Genomic DNA, 16,015 nt, shown 5'->3' with positions numbered 1-16,015 from the left:
TCGACGATCTTGCAGTTGTGGCGCCCGAGTTGGGACCCTCATCCCGATTTATTCACAGCCACAACTGCAAGATCGTCGCGCTACCCGTTGGGCGACGGACGGGAGCGGTTCGATCGGGGGGCTGGGGGCGGTGTGTGGACGGGGCAGGTAGGGGTGGGAGGGCTTGTGGGGGTGTCGGTCGGTCAACGGTGGTGGGCGGGGCGCCTCGGGGGGCGGGGGAGTCGGGCCGACAGCCCGGTCATCGCGTCCGTTCGAACCGGACAATGGCCTCCGACTGTCCGCCCGTGCCCGGATGTGGCACGGTGAGGATCGAGGGCACTCCCGGTCCGGCGTCACCGGTCCGGGGCGCGGGTGCGGGCGCGGGAGGCAAACAATGGCTGAAGAGCAGGCACCGCCAACGGTGGAATCGGTCGGTTCCGGTAGCGGGACCCTGACCAGGACACCACCGGACGCGGCGGAGGGCACCACACCGTCTCCACCACTCCTCGGCCGCGCCGTGCCCGATCCACCGATCGAGAAGTCGCCCGACGGGTCCGCGCCTCGACCGGCCGCCGTCGAAGAGGTCGCCGAACCGGCCGCCATCGGGGCCGGCACCGGGGCACCCGTGGTCACCGCCGGGTCCACCGACAGCGCCAACCCGGCCGTACGGGGACGAGCGGTCAGTGCCGCCGGCGCCGTACCGAGCGTCGCCGACCTGGCCGCCGTGCCGGTGGCCGTGCCGGCGGGCACCACGTACCGGGCGGCTGATTCGGGGGGCCCGAGCACCGCCGCACCGGAGCCCGCCCCGGTACGCACGGCTCCGGCCGCCACACCACTGGAACGCCGTACGCCCAAGGCGCCGCAAGAGGACGTGCCCTGGTCGGCCTTTGGCCCGAGCAAACAGCCGGAGCCGAAGGACGCCCCGCCCGCGCCCACCGACCCGCCGAGGGCCGTCCCGACCGTCCGGTACGTGATCCCGACGCAGCGCTCCGGACTGCTCGGCGACAACTCGGCGCGGGCCAGTGCCGCGGTGCCCGGCGTGACCCCGCTCTCGGCCGACGAGCGCGCCGCTGACACCTCGACGCCGACCGCGCGGGCAAAGGTCTACCGGGCCGGCGAGTCCGCCGCACCGACCCCGACCGAAGGCACCGTTCCGACTTCGGCCGCCACGCCGGTCAAGCAGGTCACACCGGCCGAGCAGGCCGTCGCGCCAACGAAAGCTGCTTCGGTCGAACAGGCCGTCGCTCCAACGAAAGACGTCGCTCCAACGAAAGCTGCCTCGGTCGGACAGGCCGTCGCGCCAGCGGGAGCCATTCCGGTCGAACAGGCCGTCGCGCCAGCGGAAGCCGTTCCGGTCGAGCGGGCGGTTCCGGTCGAGCCGCCCGCCCCGCCCCGGCCGCCGGATCCGGTCGAGCCGCCGAAGCCGGCGGAGCCGCCCAGGCCCGCGCCGCCGAGCCCGCCCGGCCCCGGACCAGCACCGGCGCCGTTCCCCGCACCACCGGTTCCCGCGCCGACCCCGCCCCTTCCGGGGCCGACACCACCGGCGCCCGGACCGACCCCGCCGCGACCGACTCCGCCTCCTCCCGGACCGGGACCGGTACCACCGGCTCCGCCGGTCCCGCCGGGGCCGCCCGTACCGGCACCGGTGCCGCCCTTCCCACCACCGCCCGCGATGACCGCCCCGGCGTACCCGGCGTCGGCGTCGCCCGCCGTCACCCAGCCGATCAGCACGGCCCGACCGCCGGCCACCCCATCAACCGCGCTCACCACCCAGCCGATCAGCACGACCCGACCGCCGGCCACCCCACCATCCGCGCTCACCACCCAGCCGATCACCACGGCCCGACCGCCAGCCACCACCCCACCATCCGCGCTCACCACCCAGCCGATCACCACCACGCCACCCGTCGCCGCTACCCAGCCGATCCGGCTGCCGACGACTGGCCACCGGACGGCCCCGGACCAGCAGGGCGACGGCCGGGGAACGGTGTACGGCGGGCCGGGCAGCGCCCCACCCGCCGACATGACGGTCGCCATCCCGATCGGCAATCCGGTGGAGAACACGGGTTCGCTGACCGGGCACATCCTGGCCCAGGGCTGGACGGACTCACCGGCGTCGAACGCGGGCACCGGGAAGATGATCGGGGTACTGGCGGCGGGTCTTGTCGTACTCGTGGCGATCGGTCTGCTCGTGGTGTTCGCCGCCGGGGACACGTTCAGCGCTATTTTCGGCGGGCTGCTCGGCAGCTGAGCCGACCCGTCCGAGCCGGCATCCACGCTGGCCGTGGCCTTGGGAACAACGGGTAACCCGGTGGGTGACCCTGCCCACTGACCGGGGTCGGTCGATGGCGGCCGGGCCGACAAGCCGTACACTTGACGCGATTACTGACCTGGCGCGCACAAAGCGCGCCCCTGGGCGATCTTGCGGGCGATTCAGCGGCGAACGTTGCCGCAGCGGGCCATTCGCGAAGATGCGCCCCGCTTGAGAGGTTTTTCTTGACGCCCTTCGCTGATCCCAGCACGTTCCCGTCCGTCTTCGACTCGGTCGACAGCACCAAGCAACCCGCCCCGGTTGCGCAGGTTTCCCCGTCAGAGGTCACTCAGATCGCCCCGGCAGAGGTCACCCACGTCTCCTCGTCGGATGTTGCCCAGGTCGCCCCGTCGGTCGAGGTGGCGCCGGCAGAGCCGGTCGAGCCGGCCACGGTCGACGAAGCGGTCAACGCCGTGACACCCGTGTCACCCGTAGCGCCCACGGCGGAAGAGCCCGTGGCAGTCGTGGCGCCCACGACGGAAGAGCCCGTGGCAGTCGTAGCGCCCACGACGGAAGAGCCCGTGGCAGCAACGGTGGCGGACGAGCCGGTCGCGGTCCGCGACTTCGCCGCCCTCGGCCTGCCGCACCAGCTCGTCCGGGCCCTCAACCGCGAGGGCATCAGCACCCCGTTCGAGATCCAGCAGGCGACCGTGCCGGACGCGCTGGCCGGCCGGGACGTACTCGGTCGGGGCCAGACCGGCTCCGGCAAGACGCTCGCCTTCGGCCTGCCCGTACTGGCTCGGGTCGCGGCGGGTGGCCGGGCCCGGCCGCTGCACCCCCGGGCGCTCATCCTGGTGCCGACCCGCGAGCTGGCCATGCAGGTCAACGACGCGCTCGTGCCGCTGGGCAAGGCGGTCGGCGTGTTCCTCAAGACCGCCGTCGGCGGGGTGCCGTACGACCGCCAGATCGACGCACTGCGCCGTGGTGTGGAGATCATCGTGGCCACGCCGGGCCGGCTCGGTGACCTGATCTCCCGTGGCGTGTGCAAGCTCGACGAGATCGAGATCACCGTGCTGGACGAGGCCGACCAGATGGCCGACATGGGCTTCCTGCCCGAGGTCACCGAACTGCTCTCCAAGACCCCGGCGAACGCCCAGCGGCTGCTCTTCTCGGCGACGCTCGACGGCGACGTCGACGCGCTGGTCCGGCGCTTCATGCACGACCCGGTGACGCACTCGACCTCGCCGGCGACCGCTGCGGTGTCCACCATGGACCACCACCTGCTGCTGATCCCGCCGCACGACAAGTTCGCGATCGCCGCGTCGATCGCCGCCCGACAGGGCCGCACGATGATGTTCGCTCGTACGCAGATGGGCGTGGACCGGCTGGTCGAGCAGCTCGCGGCGGTCGGCGTACGCGCCGGGGCGCTGCACGGCGGCAAGACCCAGCGGGTACGCACCCGCACGTTGGCCGAGTTCAAGGAAGGCCGGACGAGTGTCCTGGTCGCCACGGACGTGGCCGCCCGGGGCATCCACGTCGACGGCGTCTCGCTGGTCGTCCACGTGGACCCGCCGAAGGACCCGAAGGACTACCTGCACCGGGCCGGCCGTACGGCACGGGCCGGCGAGTCCGGTGCGGTGGCGACCCTGGTGTTGCCGAAGCAGCGCCGGACCACCCTGGCGATGCTGGAGAAGGCTGGTGTCGAGCCGGAACAGACCCGGGTCCGGCCCGGCGACGCGGTGCTGGCCGAGCTGACCGGTGCCCAGGCGCCGAGCGGGGTGCCGGTGATCATCGAGCCGGAGCGCTTCAGCGACCGTCCGCGCGGCGGCGACCGCCGTTACGGTGACCGCCCCCAGGGCGAGCGCCGCTATGGCGACCGGCCGCAGGGCGACCGCCGTTACGGTGACCGTCCCCAGGGCGAGCGCCGCTTCGGCGACCGGCCGCAGGGTGACCGGCCGCAGGGTGACCGTCCGCAGGGCGAGCGCCGCTTCGGCGACCGGCCCCAGAGCGACCGGCCCCAGGGCGAGCGCCGCTTCGGCGACCGGCCGCAGAGCGACCGGCCCCAGGGCGAACGTCGCTTCGGCGACCGGCCGCAGGGTGACCGGCCCCAGGGCGAGCGGGCTGCCGGTGGACGTCCGGCGGGCGAGTGGCGGACCGGCGGCGAGTGGCGGTCCGACGACCGGCGCGGCGGGTACCGGCACGAGAGCACGCCCCGGCACGACCGGCCGGCCGACGCCCAGGGCGATCGTCCGCGTACCGGTGGCGACCGGCAGTTCGGCGCGCGGCGCCCGACCCGTACCCACTGATTTTCGCGTTTCCGACCCCGATGGCGGCGGGCGGGCGGCACGGTCTCACCGTGCCGCCCGGCCCGCCGCTTTCGTCCGTCCCGGCGGCACGGCCGGCGAGGGGCCGCTTCCGGCGGTAACGTCCGATCCATGCCGATGATGCCGAGATCGCTGCTCTGGAACCGTACGGACGTCCCGGGTGCCGACCACGTGCTGCTCGACGACCGCCGGGGGCTGCTCGCCCGGGGCGTGGCACTGGCCGTGGACCCGCTGCCCTACACCTGCCGTTACGAGCTCACCACCGACGAGAACTGGGCGGCCGTACGGCTGGAGGTGAGCGTCGAGGGTGCCGGCTGGCTGCGCAGCCTGCGGCTGGAGCGGGCGGCGGGGCGCTGGCGGGCCAGCACCGCCGAGCAGGGCGACCTGGACGGGGCGCTGGCCGTGGCCGGGGCTCCGGGTGCCGGCATTCCGGGGATCGAGGAACCGGACCGCCTGGTTGACGCGCTCGACGTCGACCTCGGTGGCGCCCCGCTGTTCAACACCCTGCCGGTACGCCGGCTCGGGCTGCGCAACGCCGCACCGGGTACGGTGCACCGGATCACGGTCGCCTGGGTGCTGGTGCCGAGCCTGCTGGTGGTCCCGTCCGAGCAGGTCTACACGGCGCTGGCCGGCGGCAACGTACGGTTCCGGGACGACGACTTCGAGGCGGACCTCGGCCTCGACGCGGACGGTTACGTGGTCAGCTACCCCGGGCTGGCCGAGCGGGTCGGCACCGAGGTACGCCGCTGACACCCGCCCGGTCCGTGATCCTCACTCCGACCACTCGGCGCTGGCGAGGAACCGCTCGACGGTGGCCAGGTACGGGCTCAGTTCGAGGCCCTGGGCGGCGAGCCAGTCGTCCGAATAGTAGGTGTCGACGTACCGTTCGCCGCCGTCGCAGAGCAGGGTGACCACGGACCCGGCCTGGCCCGCGGCGCGCATCTGCGCGATCAGGCCGAAGGCCCCCCAGAGGTTGGTGCCGGTCGACCCGCCGACCCGCCGCCCGAGTACGGCGGTGGCCGCCCGCATGGCGGCGAGCGATGCCTCGTCCGGCACCTGCACCATCCGGTCGACCACGGCCGGCTGGAAGGACGCCTCGACGGTGGGTCGGCCGATCCCCTCGATCCGCGAGCCGCGCCCGGTCGACACGGACCAGTCGGCGGCCAGCCAGGCGGGGTAGTAGGCGGAGTTTTCCGGGTCGACCACGCAGATCTTGGTCGGCAGTCGCCGGTACCGGGTGTAGCGGCCGATGGTGGCGCTGGTGCCGCCGGTGCCGGCGCCGACCACTATCCAGCTCGGGATCGGGTGCCGTTCCAACGACATCTGCGCGTAGATCGACTCGGCGATGTTGTTGTTGCCGCGCCAGTCGGTGGCGCGTTCGGCGTACGTGAACTGGTCCAGGTAGTGCCCGTTGCGGTCCTCGGCCAGCCAGCGGGCCTCGACCACCACCGCCGCGGGGTCGTTCACCAGGTGGCAGCGCCCGCCCTGGAACTCGATCAGGGCGATCTTCTCGGGCGAGGTGGCGGCCGGCATGACCGCGATGAACGGCAGCCCGAGCATCCGGGCGAAGTACGCCTCGGAGACGGCGGTGGAGCCGGAGGACGCCTCCACGATCGTGGTCTGCGGGCCGATCCAGCCGTTGCATAGGCCGTACAGGAAGAGCGAACGGGCCAGCCGGTGCTTGAGCGACCCGGTCGGGTGTACCGACTCGTCCTTGAGATAGAGGTCGATGCCCCACTCGCGGGGCAGCGGGAACGGGAGCAGGTGCGTGTCGGCCGACCGGTTGGCGTCCGCCTCGACCAGGGCGATCGCCTCGGTAACCCAGGCCCGCTCCGCGTCGTTGCACCTGTCGAGTTGTTTCATGCCCCGGTCTCCTTCGCCCGTGGCTGTGGGCGGTTCTCCCACTTGGTGGAGAGGGCGATGCCGGTCCGGGTCGACGCGACGCCGGCGGTCCGGTTCAGCCGTACGATCAGCTGCTCCAGTTCGGCGATCGTGCCGACCCTTGCCTTGAGCAGGAACGACTCGACGCCGGCCATGAAGTAGCAGGATTCGATCTCGGGCATCCCGCGGAAGGTGGCCAGTACGTCGTCGGTGTCGCCGCCGGAGTCCTGGACGATGCCGATCAGGGCGGTGACGCCGAGGCCGACCGCCTCCGGGGCCACCTCGGCCCGGTAGCCGCGGATGACTCCGTTGGATTCGAGTTTGCCCACCCGCTCGTGTACGGCGGGCGCGGAGAGGCCGACCTGCCGGGCCAGCTCGGCGTACGAGAGCCGGGCGTTGGTTTGCAGCAGATCGACGAGTACCAGGTCGATGGCGTCCACGGACTGTAGACACTATCCCGATGAATGGGACGGGTAACGACCGGTAGGCGGTACCCCGCGCTCAAAGCTCGTAAAAACCACATATCGGCCGAGCTAACTTCCCACTCAGGGCGTTTTCGCGTTCGCCGGACACGACACTCTGGCGGTGCTGTAATTGCCGTACGTCCCCACCGAAGGCTCTGGCAGGCACTTTTGTCCCGGGGGCGGTCTTACCAGTCCGGGGACTTCGTGGACGCGAGGAGGGGGCTGTGGACACTGGAGATCGTCTGCTGACGCCGGGCGAGGTGGCTGCGCTGTTCCGCGTCGACCCCAAGACCGTCACCCGATGGGCTGCGGCCGGACGGATCGGCAGCATCCGGACACCGGGCGGACACCGACGGTTCCGCGAATCGGAGGTGCGTGCCCTGCTCGAAGGCGAGGGCATGCTCGACGAGGTCGACGACAGCATAGCCAACCGGCCGCGCAACAATGGTCCGGCAACGCCGACAGGCCCGAATCCGGCCAGCGCCGGCAACATGGGCATGCACTGAGTAACACCCGGGCTCGGGCCGGCCACCATCGGCCCGAACCGGGGTTTCACCCCAACCGATCCGGGTTTCCAACCGGACCGATCCGATCCCGATCCCGATCCCGATCCCGGTCGCGGCCGGCGCCGAGTTCGCCGGCCCACCGCCGGAACAGCGAGTGCGGCACACCGAGCGCGTCGAGCACCTTGCCGGCGACGAAGTCGACGAGCTGCTCCGCCGAGGCGGACGCACCCGCGCCGTAGAAGCCGGGGCTGGCCGGCAGCACCACCGCCCCCGCGTCGTGCAGGGCGATCAGATGCTCCAGGTGGCTGCGGGTCACCGGGGTCTCCCGGGGCACCACCACCACCGGTCGGCGCTCCTTCAGGTTCACCTCCGCCGCGCGCTGCAACAGGTCCTTCGACAGGCCGATGGCGATGCCGGCGCAGGCGGCCGTACTCGCCGGCACCACCACCATCCCGCGCACCGGGTACGACCCGCTGCTCGGACCCGCGGCCAGGTCGCCGGCCGGCCAGTACGCCAGGTCGGCACCGGACAGGTCCCGCCCCAACCAGGCGCCCAGGTCGTCGCGCCAGTGCGCGTCCCGGAACGCGGTACCGGTCTCGTCCAGGACGGTGAGCCGGGCCGCCCGGGAAACCACCAGGTCGACCGCTGCCCCGGCGTCCAGCAGCCCGCCGATGACCGCAGCCGCGTACGGCGTACCCGATGCTCCGGAAACCCCCACCACCCACGGTCTGCGCATACCCCAAGCCTGCCCGGTCCGGCCGGTGCTCGTCCCGCCGACCCCGGCAACCCGGCCCGGACGGGGTCAGGGACGCAGGTTGAGCCGGAACACCAGGTCGAGCAGGGCGAAGAAGAACAGCGCGATGGCGACGAACCCGTTGGCGGTGAAGAACGCCCGGTTGACCTTCGACAGGTCGGTCGGCGAGACCACCACGTGCTGGTACGTGAAGGCGGCCGCGGTGAGCACCAGGCCGATCCAGAACAGCCAGCCGAGGCCGATCAGCGCGCCGAACCAGCCGAACAGGGCGAACGTCCCCACGTGCGTCGCCGTCGACAGGTGCAGCGCGAAGCGCTTGCCGTACCGGGCCGGCACGCTGCGTACGCCGATCTCGCGGTCGATCTCGGCGTCCTGGCAGGCGTAGATCAGGTCGAAGCCGCCGATCCACAGCCCGACCGCGGCGCCGAGCAGCCAGGCCGGGCCGGAGCCGTTGAAGCTGCCGGTGACCGCGAGCCAGGCGCCGACCGGGCCGACCGCCTGGGCGAGCGCGAGGATGGCGTGCGGCCAGTCGGTGAACCGCTTGCCGTAGGGGTAGAGCACCAGCGGCACCACGGCCAGCGGTGCGAGCGCGAAGCAGAGCGGGTTCAGCGCGGCGGCGGCGCCGAGGAAGACGATCACGGCGACGATCGCGCCGGTCCAGGCCGTGCGGACGCTCACCGCCCCGGTGACCAGTTCCCGCCCGGCCGTACGGGGGTTACGCGCGTCGATCCGCCGGTCGATGATCCGGTTCGCCGCCATGGCGAAGGTACGGGCGCCGACCATCGCGACGGTGATCAGCAGCAGGTCGAGCCAGCGTACGTGCCCGCCGTCGACGAACATCGCGGCCAGCGCGGAGAGGTACGCGAACGGCAGAGCGAAGACCGAGTGCTCGATCGCGACGAGCTTCAGGAACGACTTCACCCGTCCGGTGCGTTCGGCGACAGTGGTGGTAGTCACTGGATTCCGTACTCCTTCCAGCGCTTGTCGACCAGGGCGCGGATCTCCGGCGACATGGTCATCTCCTCCGGCCAGCCTCGGGTGTAGCCCTCGGTGGGCAGTTTCCGGGTGGCGTCGACCCCGGCCTTGCCACCCCAGAACTGCTGGTACGACGCGTGGTCGAGGTGGTCCACCGGCCCCTGGGTGATCAGCAGGTCGTGCGAGTAGTCGACGTTACCGAAGGCACGGAACGCGACCTCGGAGTAGTCGTGCACGTCGCAGTCCTCGTCGACCACCACTATCAGCTTGGCCAGCGAGAGCAGGTGGGCGCCCCAGATCGCGCTCATCACCTTCTGGGCGTGTTTGGGGTAGCGCTTGCGGATGGAGACGATCACGCAGTTGTGGAACACCCCGGCGGACGGCAGGTCGTAGTCCACGATGTCCGGGATCAGCATCTTGAGCAGGGGCAGGAAGATCCGCTCGGTGGCCTTGCCCAGGCCGTGGTCCTCCTGCGGCGGCTGCGAGGTGACGATCGAGTGGTAGATCGGGTCGCGCTGGGTGGTGATCGCCTCGATGTGCATCACCGGGAACGGTTCGACCGGGGTGTAGAAGCCGGTGTGGTCGCCGAAGGGCCCCTCCGGTAGCCGCTCGCCCGGCTCGATGTAGCCCTCCAGCACGATCTGGGCGTTCGCCGGCACCTGGAGCGGCACGGTCAGGCAGTCGACCATCTCGACCCGCTCGCCGCGCAGGAAGCCGGCGAACAGGTATTCGTCGATGTCGCCGGGGAGCGGGGCGGAGGCGGCGTAACTGACCACCGGGTCGGAACCGATAGCGATCGCCACCGGCAACCGCTCACCCCGGCGTTCGGCGACCGCGTGGTGCGCGGTGGAGTCCTTGTGAATCTGCCAGTGCATCCCGATGGTGTTGTGCGAGTGCTGTTGCAGCCGGTAGAGGCCGAGGTTGCGCTTGCCGGTCTCCGGGTGCTTGGTGTGGGTCAGCCCGAAGTTGTGGAAGATTCCGCCGTCGCCGGGCCAGACCTGGAGGCCGGGCAGGCGGTTCAGGTCCACGTCCGCGCCCCGGTAGACGATCTGCTGGCAGGGTGCGGTCTTCACCTTCTTCGGCGGCAACGACTTGAGTTGCAGCACCTTGCCCAGGCCGTCCCGGATGCCCGACCAGCCGACCGGCAGTTCCGGCTTGATCATGGCGCCGATCCGCTCGCCGACCTCGTCGAGGTGGTCCACGCCGAGCGCCATCGCCATCCGGCGTTCGGTGCCGAAGAGGTTGATCGCGACCGGCATCTCGCCCCGGGTCGGGCGCTCGAAGAGCAGCGCCGGGCCGTTCGCCCGGACCGTCCGGGTCACCACCTCGCTGATCTCCAGCGTGGGGTCGACCGGCACGGTCACCCGGCGCAGCTCACCCGGCCCTTCGAGCGCGGCGAGAAAGTCCTTGAGATCGGCGTACGGGAAGCCACGAGCCACCATGCCTGCCAGTCTCCCGTACCGGCGGGCCGGTCGACGCAGCCGGGGTGCCGTGCGGCGGTGGTCACAGCAGGCCGATGCCGAGCAGCAGGGTGCCGGCGGTCAGGCTGGCGCCGCCGAGCGGGACGAGGTAGATCAGCTTGTTCGGTTTGGTGTCGGTCGGGCGGACCACGGAGAGGAAGAAGCCGAGCGGCATCAGGATCGGTGCGGCCACGAACAGGACCCGTACCAGGGTCAACATTGCGTCGCCGTAGTCGGACTGGTCGAGGTAGAGCAGGGCGACCAGGGCGAACAGCACCAGGACGCCGGCGTGGGCGTGGCCGGCGGTCCAGAGCGCCCGCCGGACCGGGTTGTCCAGGTAGCCGGGGATCCGGCGGACCAGTTGCATCAGCAGCGACAGCCCGCCGAAGGCGATGGTGCCGACCGTGATGATCAGGATCGCGGCGGTGGTACGGGTTTCCGGTGTCACGGCAGGCTCCCGGTAGACGAGTCGAACTCACCTTGTCACTGTCAAGATTGGCGCCCACCAAGCATCTTGTCAACAGCTAGATTCCGCCCGCGTCGGGGAGAAGCAAACAGGCCCGCCGCCGCAAACTTGCACATCCAGTGTGGTTGCGCGATTACCGCCCGGAGTAGAAGTGCAGTTCTAAGAAGTGCACTTCTACATCTTGCGAAGGCGCTCGACCTGCCGAAGGGGTCAGTTCACTCCGGCGTACGAGTGCAGGCCGGTGAAGAAGAAGTTCACCCCGAACAGGTTCATCAGCATGGTCAGGAAGCCCAAGATCGAGATCCAGGTGACCACGTTGCGCTTGACGCTCGGGGTGGCACGGGCGTGCAGGTAACCGGCGTACACCACCCAGGAGATGAACGCCCAGGTCTCCTTCGGGTCCCAACCCCACGCCCGGCCCCAGGCCGCCTCGGCCCAGACCGCTCCGGCGATCACCGCGAAGGTGAAGATCGGGAAGGCGAACGCGTTCAGGCCGAAGGTCAACCGTTCCAGCGTCACCGCGCTCGGCGCCCTACGCGCCAGCACGTACGGGAAGCTGCGCTTGCCGGACTCGTAACCGGCCCGCAGCAGGTACATCAGGGCCGGTACGAAGGCGAGCAGCAGGATGCCGGACGAGAAACTGATCGTCGTCACGTGAATGTCGAACCAGTACGAGTTCAGCGCCGGCACCAGCGGCACGACCGGGGTGTAGAGCACCAGCCCGGCGATGCCGAGCAGCACCACCATCACCATCGTGAGGACCAGCCCCAGCTGGCGTACGGACGGCCAGCGGAACAGCAGGTAGAGCCAACCGGCGGCGCCGACGAAGGTCACCGACAGCAGGAACTCGTACATGTTGCCCCAGGGCAGCCGCTCGGCCGCGACCCCACGGGTGACCAGCGCGCCGAGGTGCAGCGCGGTGGCGAGCATGGTGGCCACCATGGCGATCCGGGCGGCGATCGCGGCCCGTCCGGTGGACTTCGGCGGAACCCTACCGGTCGACGTTCCCGCGGGCGGCGCGTCGACCTTGGCCAGCGGGGCGTCGGACTCCCCCGCACCCACGGTCACCAACTGCCGGGCCGGACGGCTGATCGCGGCGACCGCCCCGCGCCCACTGAAGGCGTACGACGCGGCGTGGCTGATCATCGCGATCAGGTATCCCAGGATGGTGAACACCAGGAGCTGGTCGGAGAGTGCGGCCATTTACTCGGTCCCTTCTCGGCCCCCGGCACCGCGTTCCACCGCGGCGACGAGCTGGTTGAACTCGTCGGCGAATCCGGCATAGTCGGTGCGCGGCAACCCACCGGCCTCGATCAAGCTACTACCGCCCGTCGTGGACCTATCCTCCGGGGCGGCCGGAGTGACCCGGAACCAGACCCGACGCCGCCGCCCGAACAGCGACGACATCAGCCCAATCAGCAGCAGCACCGAGCTGACCAGCATCAACGTCGAGGCCGGGGCGTACCGGACGGTGAGGGTGATGTACTGCTGGGTGCCCAGGAACTCGACCGTCGTACCGTCGTCGAGCGTCCACCTGTCATTCGGGCGAAGCAGTTTCGCCTCCCCGACCTGGGTCAGCTTGCCCTCGCGTACCTGTTCCTGGTTGAGGCTGTAGACCGAGGACGGCATGCCGGCGTCCATGCCCAGGTTGCCCCGGTACGGGATCAGCATCAGCGCCGGATTGCGTTCCGCCGGGAACTGCGAGCGAACGAAGGGTGCCTCGTCGGGCGCGGTCGGCAGGTAGATGCCCTCGAACGCGACCTGCGCCTTCGGGTCCCGCTGCCCGGTCGACGGGTCCAGGTTGACGTCCGGGAACGTGGCGACGCCCTCGCTGGTCAGGTTGCCGTCGTTGCTCAGGAACGGGAACGGCTGGGTCTGCGACTTCCCGTTGCGGTCGGTGTAGCGGATCACCGGGGCGTAGCCGTGGCCGAGCAGGTAGACGTTCGCCCCGTGCAGCCGCAGCGGGGAGTTGACCGAGAAGTCGGCCGCCCGCTGGGCGCCACCGTCCTCGTCCACCAGCACCGAGGCGCTGAACGACTCGGGCTGCCCCGACGGCAGGAACCGGGCCTTGAAGTCGGTCAGCTCCAGGCAGAACCGGGGCAGGTCGGTGGCCTGCACCCGGGGCCCCAGACCGGACTCGCTGAACTGGTCGAGCGCGCTGCAAAACGACGAGTCCTTGCCGGCGACGAGCAGCCGGTTGCCGTGCCAGCCGTACCAGGAACCGAGCGCGACCCCGACGAGCATGGCCAGCAGCGAGATGTGGAAGAGCAGGTTGCCGCTCTCCTTCAGGTAGCCCTTCTCGGCGGCGACCGTGTTGCCCCGGACCACCACCCGCCACCGCCGCTTGCGCAGCATGGCCGCGATCGCCGCCAGCTCCGCGTCGGCATCCGCCGGCTGCCCGGCCGCGTCCCGGTCGGCCAGGACCGCGTGTTGCGGCAGCCGGTCCAACCGCTTCGGACCAACCGGCGGTACGGACCGAAGCGTACGAACGTGGTCGCGCAGGCGGGGCGCGATGCAGCCCACCAGCGAGGTGAACAGCAGCAGGTAGATCGCGGAGAACCAGATCGAGGCGAAGACGTCGAAGCCGCCGAGCCGGTCGAGCACCGGGGCCAGGTCGGGGTGCTGGTCGAAGTAGTCGTTGACCTTCTCCGGGGCGATGTTGCGCTGCGGCAGCACCGAGCCCGGGATGGCGGCGACGGCGAGCAGGAAGAGCAGGATCAGCGCCGTACGCATGCTGGTGAGCTGCCGCCAGGAGTTGCGCAGCAGCGCCAGCACCCGGTTCGGCCGGCGTACGGTCGGCGGCCCGCCGCTGGTGGTACCCGTACCGGGGATGGTCTGCTGTTCGACGCTGGACATCAGATGCCGACCTCACCGACGCCGAACGTCGTCTGCAACCAGATCACGAAATTGAGCCAGCCGCCGGTGACCAGGGCCAGCCCGACCACCACCAGCAGCGCCCCGCCGATCCGGGTGACCCAGGCGCTGTTGCGCCGGACCGCCTTGAACACGCCGAGCAGGCGACGGAAGGCCAGCCCGAAGATCACAAACGGCAGCCCGAGCCCCAGGCAGTACGCCACCGCCAGCAGCGCGGCCCGGTCGGCCTGGCCGCTGACGGTCGCCATGCCGAGCACCGCGCCGAGCGTCGGCCCGGAACAGGGCAGCCAGGACAGGGCGAATACCGCGCCGAAGACCGGGGCACCGACCAGCCCGGCGGCCGGCAGCCGCTGGAGCCGGAACTCGCGTTGCAGGCCCGGCACCAGCCCGAGGTAGGCGAGGCCGAGCAGGATGATCAGCAGCCCGACGCCGATCTCCAGCGGCCGGCGGTGGGCCGAGAGCACCCGACCGACGCTGGCGACAAGGATCGCGCTGAGCACGTACACGGTGGTGAAGCCGGCGATGAACAGCAGCGTGCCGGCGAGCACCCGGCCCCGGACCCCGCGGGCCTCCCGGCTCGCCACCGCGACCGCGACCCCGCCGCCGGGGCCGTCCGGGCCGGCGTCGACCGGCGTACGCGGCGCGCCGGTGGCGCCGAGGTCCGCCCCGGCCAGTCCGGTGACGTACGACAGGTAGCCGGGCACCAGCGGCAGGATGCACGGCGACAGGAAGCTCACCAGGCCGGCGAGGGCGGCGGCGCCGAACGCCAACAGCAGCGGCCCGCTCTCGGCGAGGTTGGCGAAGGTGTCGCCCATCAGCGGGCCACCGGCGACGGCGAGCCCGTCGGCGCGTCACCGCTCGGCGGCGCCTCGGCGGCGATCCGGGTCACCACCGGTTCCAGCATCGAGCGCACGACCGGCTTGCGGAAGACGGCCGCGATCCGGCCCTCCCGGTCGAGCACGATCGTCGCCGGGGTGCTGTTCGGCGGGATCTCGAAGTTGAGCGCCACCCGGTTGCCCGGATCGAACAGGCTGGCGTACGTCACCCCGAGGCTCTGCTCGAACGCCTTCGCCTTGTCCCGGCCGTCCTGGACGTTCACGCCGAGGAACCGGACCCCCTGGGCAGCGGTCGCCTGGTACGTCGCTTCGAGGTCGTCCGCCTCGGCCCGGCAGGGCGCGCACCACGAGCCCCAGAAGTTGACCACCACCACCCGACCCCGGTCCTGGATCAGGTCGTACCGACCGCCGTCGAGCAGCTCACCGCTGACCTTCGGCGCCGGCGCCCGGTTCTCCGGACCGCACTCGATCGCCTGGTCGGCGTTGGTCGAGCACTTCGCCTCCCAGTTCTCGCCGCCGGAGCAGCCGGCGAGCGCCACCACCGTGACGGCGGAGAGCAGCGCGCCGAGCCAGACCCGTGGCGGGAACCTCATAACGTCAAGCCCCCTTGGCCGTCCGTGCGGTCGGCGACATGGCGACCAGGTGCGCGGCCGGCTCGGAGTAACCGATGCCGACGACCTTGGCGCCGTCGAAGTGGAACGAGGTGAGGCTGGCCAGACCGCACTGGCGCTTGCGCGGGTCGTGCCAGAGTCGCTTGCGCTCGACGTACCGGCGCAGGGTCCAGATCGGGAGCTGGTGCGAGACGCAGACCGCCTCCCGCCCCTCGGCGGCCACCCGCGCGGCGTGTACGGCGGCGAACATCCGCTCGGCGATCACCCGGTACGCCTCGCCCCAGGACGGGGTGACCGGGTCCCGCAGCACCCACCAGTTGCGCGGGTCGCCGAACGATCCGTCGCCGGGTGACACCCGCTTGCCCTCGAACCAGTTCGCGCTCTCGATCAGCCGGTCGTCGACCGCCACCGGCAGGCCGAGCTGGGCGGCGAACGGTTCGGCGGTCTGCTGGGCCCGCTCCAGCGGGCTCGCCACCACGTACGCCAGGTCGCGGTCGGCCAGCGACTGGGCCGCCGCCTTGGCCATCTGGACACCCAGCTCGGACAGCCGGAAACCGGGCAACCGACCGTAGAGGATCTTGTCGGGGTTGTGTACCTCCCCGTGCCGCAGCACGTGGACGACCGTCTTGCTCAC

15 protein-coding genes are annotated in these 16,015 nt (G+C 71.3%); 4 read left to right on the top strand and 11 right to left on the bottom strand.

Annotated elements, in window-relative coordinates; genetic code table 11:
* Positions 1-373 precede the first annotated feature (373 nt).
* The 3 genes from OG792_RS00885 (at position 374) to OG792_RS00875 (ending at position 5,304) form a co-directional block, all read left to right on the top strand.
* Positions 374-2,230: a hypothetical protein gene (locus tag OG792_RS00885; protein ID WP_329106401.1), complete on the top strand. Its 1,857-nt coding sequence runs from the start codon at positions 374-376 to the stop codon at positions 2,228-2,230.
* A 581-nt stretch (positions 2,231-2,811) separates the two neighbouring features.
* Entirely contained in the window at positions 2,812-4,536 is a 1,725-nt protein-coding gene (locus OG792_RS00880) for a DEAD/DEAH box helicase (protein WP_329106399.1), read from the top strand.
* 129 nt (positions 4,537-4,665) lie between these two features.
* Positions 4,666-5,304 (top strand): putative glycolipid-binding domain-containing protein, encoded by a 639-nt coding sequence (locus OG792_RS00875; RefSeq protein WP_329106397.1) that lies wholly within the window; start codon positions 4,666-4,668, stop codon positions 5,302-5,304.
* A gap of 21 nt (positions 5,305-5,325) precedes the next feature.
* Here OG792_RS00875 and OG792_RS00870 read toward each other — a convergent pair whose 3' ends face one another.
* Both OG792_RS00870 and OG792_RS00865 read right to left on the bottom strand, forming a co-directional pair.
* Complete coding sequence (locus OG792_RS00870; protein WP_329106396.1) at positions 5,326-6,417, bottom strand: PLP-dependent cysteine synthase family protein; 1,092 nt, start codon at positions 6,415-6,417, stop codon at positions 5,326-5,328.
* A complete protein-coding gene (locus OG792_RS00865) occupies positions 6,414-6,875 on the bottom strand; it encodes an Lrp/AsnC family transcriptional regulator (protein WP_329106394.1) in 462 nt (153 codons plus the stop codon). Before OG792_RS00865 ends, OG792_RS00870 begins: the two co-directional genes overlap by 4 nt.
* Positions 6,876-7,123: 248 nt before the next feature.
* Between OG792_RS00865 and OG792_RS00860 the strand changes: the two genes are divergently transcribed.
* Complete coding sequence (locus tag OG792_RS00860) at positions 7,124-7,405, top strand: BldC family transcriptional regulator (protein ID WP_329106392.1); 282 nt, start codon at positions 7,124-7,126, stop codon at positions 7,403-7,405.
* 46 nt (positions 7,406-7,451) lie between these two features.
* Here OG792_RS00860 and OG792_RS00855 read toward each other — a convergent pair whose 3' ends face one another.
* The 9 genes from OG792_RS00855 to OG792_RS00815 all read right to left on the bottom strand — a co-directional run bounded on the left by OG792_RS00855 (position 7,452) and on the right by OG792_RS00815 (position 16,015).
* Entirely contained in the window at positions 7,452-8,141 is a 690-nt protein-coding gene (locus tag OG792_RS00855) for a UbiX family flavin prenyltransferase (RefSeq protein WP_329106390.1), read from the bottom strand.
* Between the two features lie 66 nt (positions 8,142-8,207).
* On the bottom strand, positions 8,208-9,137 hold the full coding sequence (mqnP, locus tag OG792_RS00850; RefSeq protein ID WP_329111032.1) for a menaquinone biosynthesis prenyltransferase MqnP: 930 nt from the start codon (positions 9,135-9,137) through the stop codon (positions 8,208-8,210).
* A complete protein-coding gene (locus tag OG792_RS00845; protein ID WP_329106388.1) occupies positions 9,113-10,576 on the bottom strand; it encodes a menaquinone biosynthesis decarboxylase in 1,464 nt (487 codons plus the stop codon). Before OG792_RS00845 ends, mqnP begins: the two co-directional genes overlap by 25 nt.
* A 61-nt stretch (positions 10,577-10,637) precedes the next feature.
* Complete coding sequence (locus tag OG792_RS00840; RefSeq protein WP_329106387.1) at positions 10,638-11,042, bottom strand: hypothetical protein; 405 nt, start codon at positions 11,040-11,042, stop codon at positions 10,638-10,640.
* 228 nt (positions 11,043-11,270) lie between these two features.
* Positions 11,271-12,263: a c-type cytochrome biogenesis protein CcsB gene (ccsB, locus tag OG792_RS00835; protein WP_329106385.1), complete on the bottom strand. Its 993-nt coding sequence runs from the start codon at positions 12,261-12,263 to the stop codon at positions 11,271-11,273.
* On the bottom strand, positions 12,264-13,916 hold the full coding sequence (gene resB, locus OG792_RS00830; protein WP_442932353.1) for a cytochrome c biogenesis protein ResB: 1,653 nt from the start codon (positions 13,914-13,916) through the stop codon (positions 12,264-12,266).
* On the bottom strand, positions 13,916-14,749 hold the full coding sequence (locus OG792_RS00825; RefSeq protein ID WP_329106383.1) for a cytochrome c biogenesis CcdA family protein: 834 nt from the start codon (positions 14,747-14,749) through the stop codon (positions 13,916-13,918). The genes resB and OG792_RS00825 overlap by 1 nt, the downstream gene beginning before the upstream one ends.
* On the bottom strand, positions 14,749-15,363 hold the full coding sequence (locus OG792_RS00820) for a TlpA family protein disulfide reductase (RefSeq protein ID WP_329106381.1): 615 nt from the start codon (positions 15,361-15,363) through the stop codon (positions 14,749-14,751). Before OG792_RS00820 ends, OG792_RS00825 begins: the two co-directional genes overlap by 1 nt.
* A gap of 4 nt (positions 15,364-15,367) precedes the next feature.
* Entirely contained in the window at positions 15,368-16,015 is a 648-nt protein-coding gene (locus OG792_RS00815; protein WP_329106379.1) for a histidine phosphatase family protein, read from the bottom strand.

The sequence above is a fragment of the Micromonospora sp. NBC_01699 genome, from assembly GCF_036250065.1.
In the GTDB taxonomy this organism is placed as follows: domain Bacteria; phylum Actinomycetota; class Actinomycetes; order Mycobacteriales; family Micromonosporaceae; genus Micromonospora_G.
The sequence above is the reverse complement of the archived record's forward strand: the minus strand, read 5'-3'. Positions and strand labels throughout refer to the sequence as shown.

Excerpts from the sequence above, each read along its gene's own strand:
- OG792_RS00820 (WP_329106381.1), bottom strand. The coding sequence starts at position 15,363 with ATGAGGTTCCCGCCACGGGTCTGGCTCGGCGCGCTGCTCTCCGCCGTC.
- OG792_RS00855 (WP_329106390.1), bottom strand. The coding sequence starts at position 8,141 with ATGCGCAGACCGTGGGTGGTGGGGGTTTCCGGAGCATCGGGTACGCCG.
- OG792_RS00875 (WP_329106397.1), top strand. The coding sequence starts at position 4,666 with ATGCCGATGATGCCGAGATCGCTGCTCTGGAACCGTACGGACGTCCCG.
- OG792_RS00870 (WP_329106396.1), bottom strand. The coding sequence starts at position 6,417 with ATGAAACAACTCGACAGGTGCAACGACGCGGAGCGGGCCTGGGTTACC.
- OG792_RS00825 (WP_329106383.1), bottom strand. The coding sequence starts at position 14,749 with ATGGGCGACACCTTCGCCAACCTCGCCGAGAGCGGGCCGCTGCTGTTG.
- ccsB (WP_329106385.1), bottom strand. The coding sequence starts at position 12,263 with ATGGCCGCACTCTCCGACCAGCTCCTGGTGTTCACCATCCTGGGATAC.
- OG792_RS00845 (WP_329106388.1), bottom strand. The coding sequence starts at position 10,576 with ATGGTGGCTCGTGGCTTCCCGTACGCCGATCTCAAGGACTTTCTCGCC.
- OG792_RS00885 (WP_329106401.1), top strand. The coding sequence starts at position 374 with ATGGCTGAAGAGCAGGCACCGCCAACGGTGGAATCGGTCGGTTCCGGT.
- resB (WP_442932353.1), bottom strand. The coding sequence starts at position 13,916 with ATGTCCAGCGTCGAACAGCAGACCATCCCCGGTACGGGTACCACCAGC.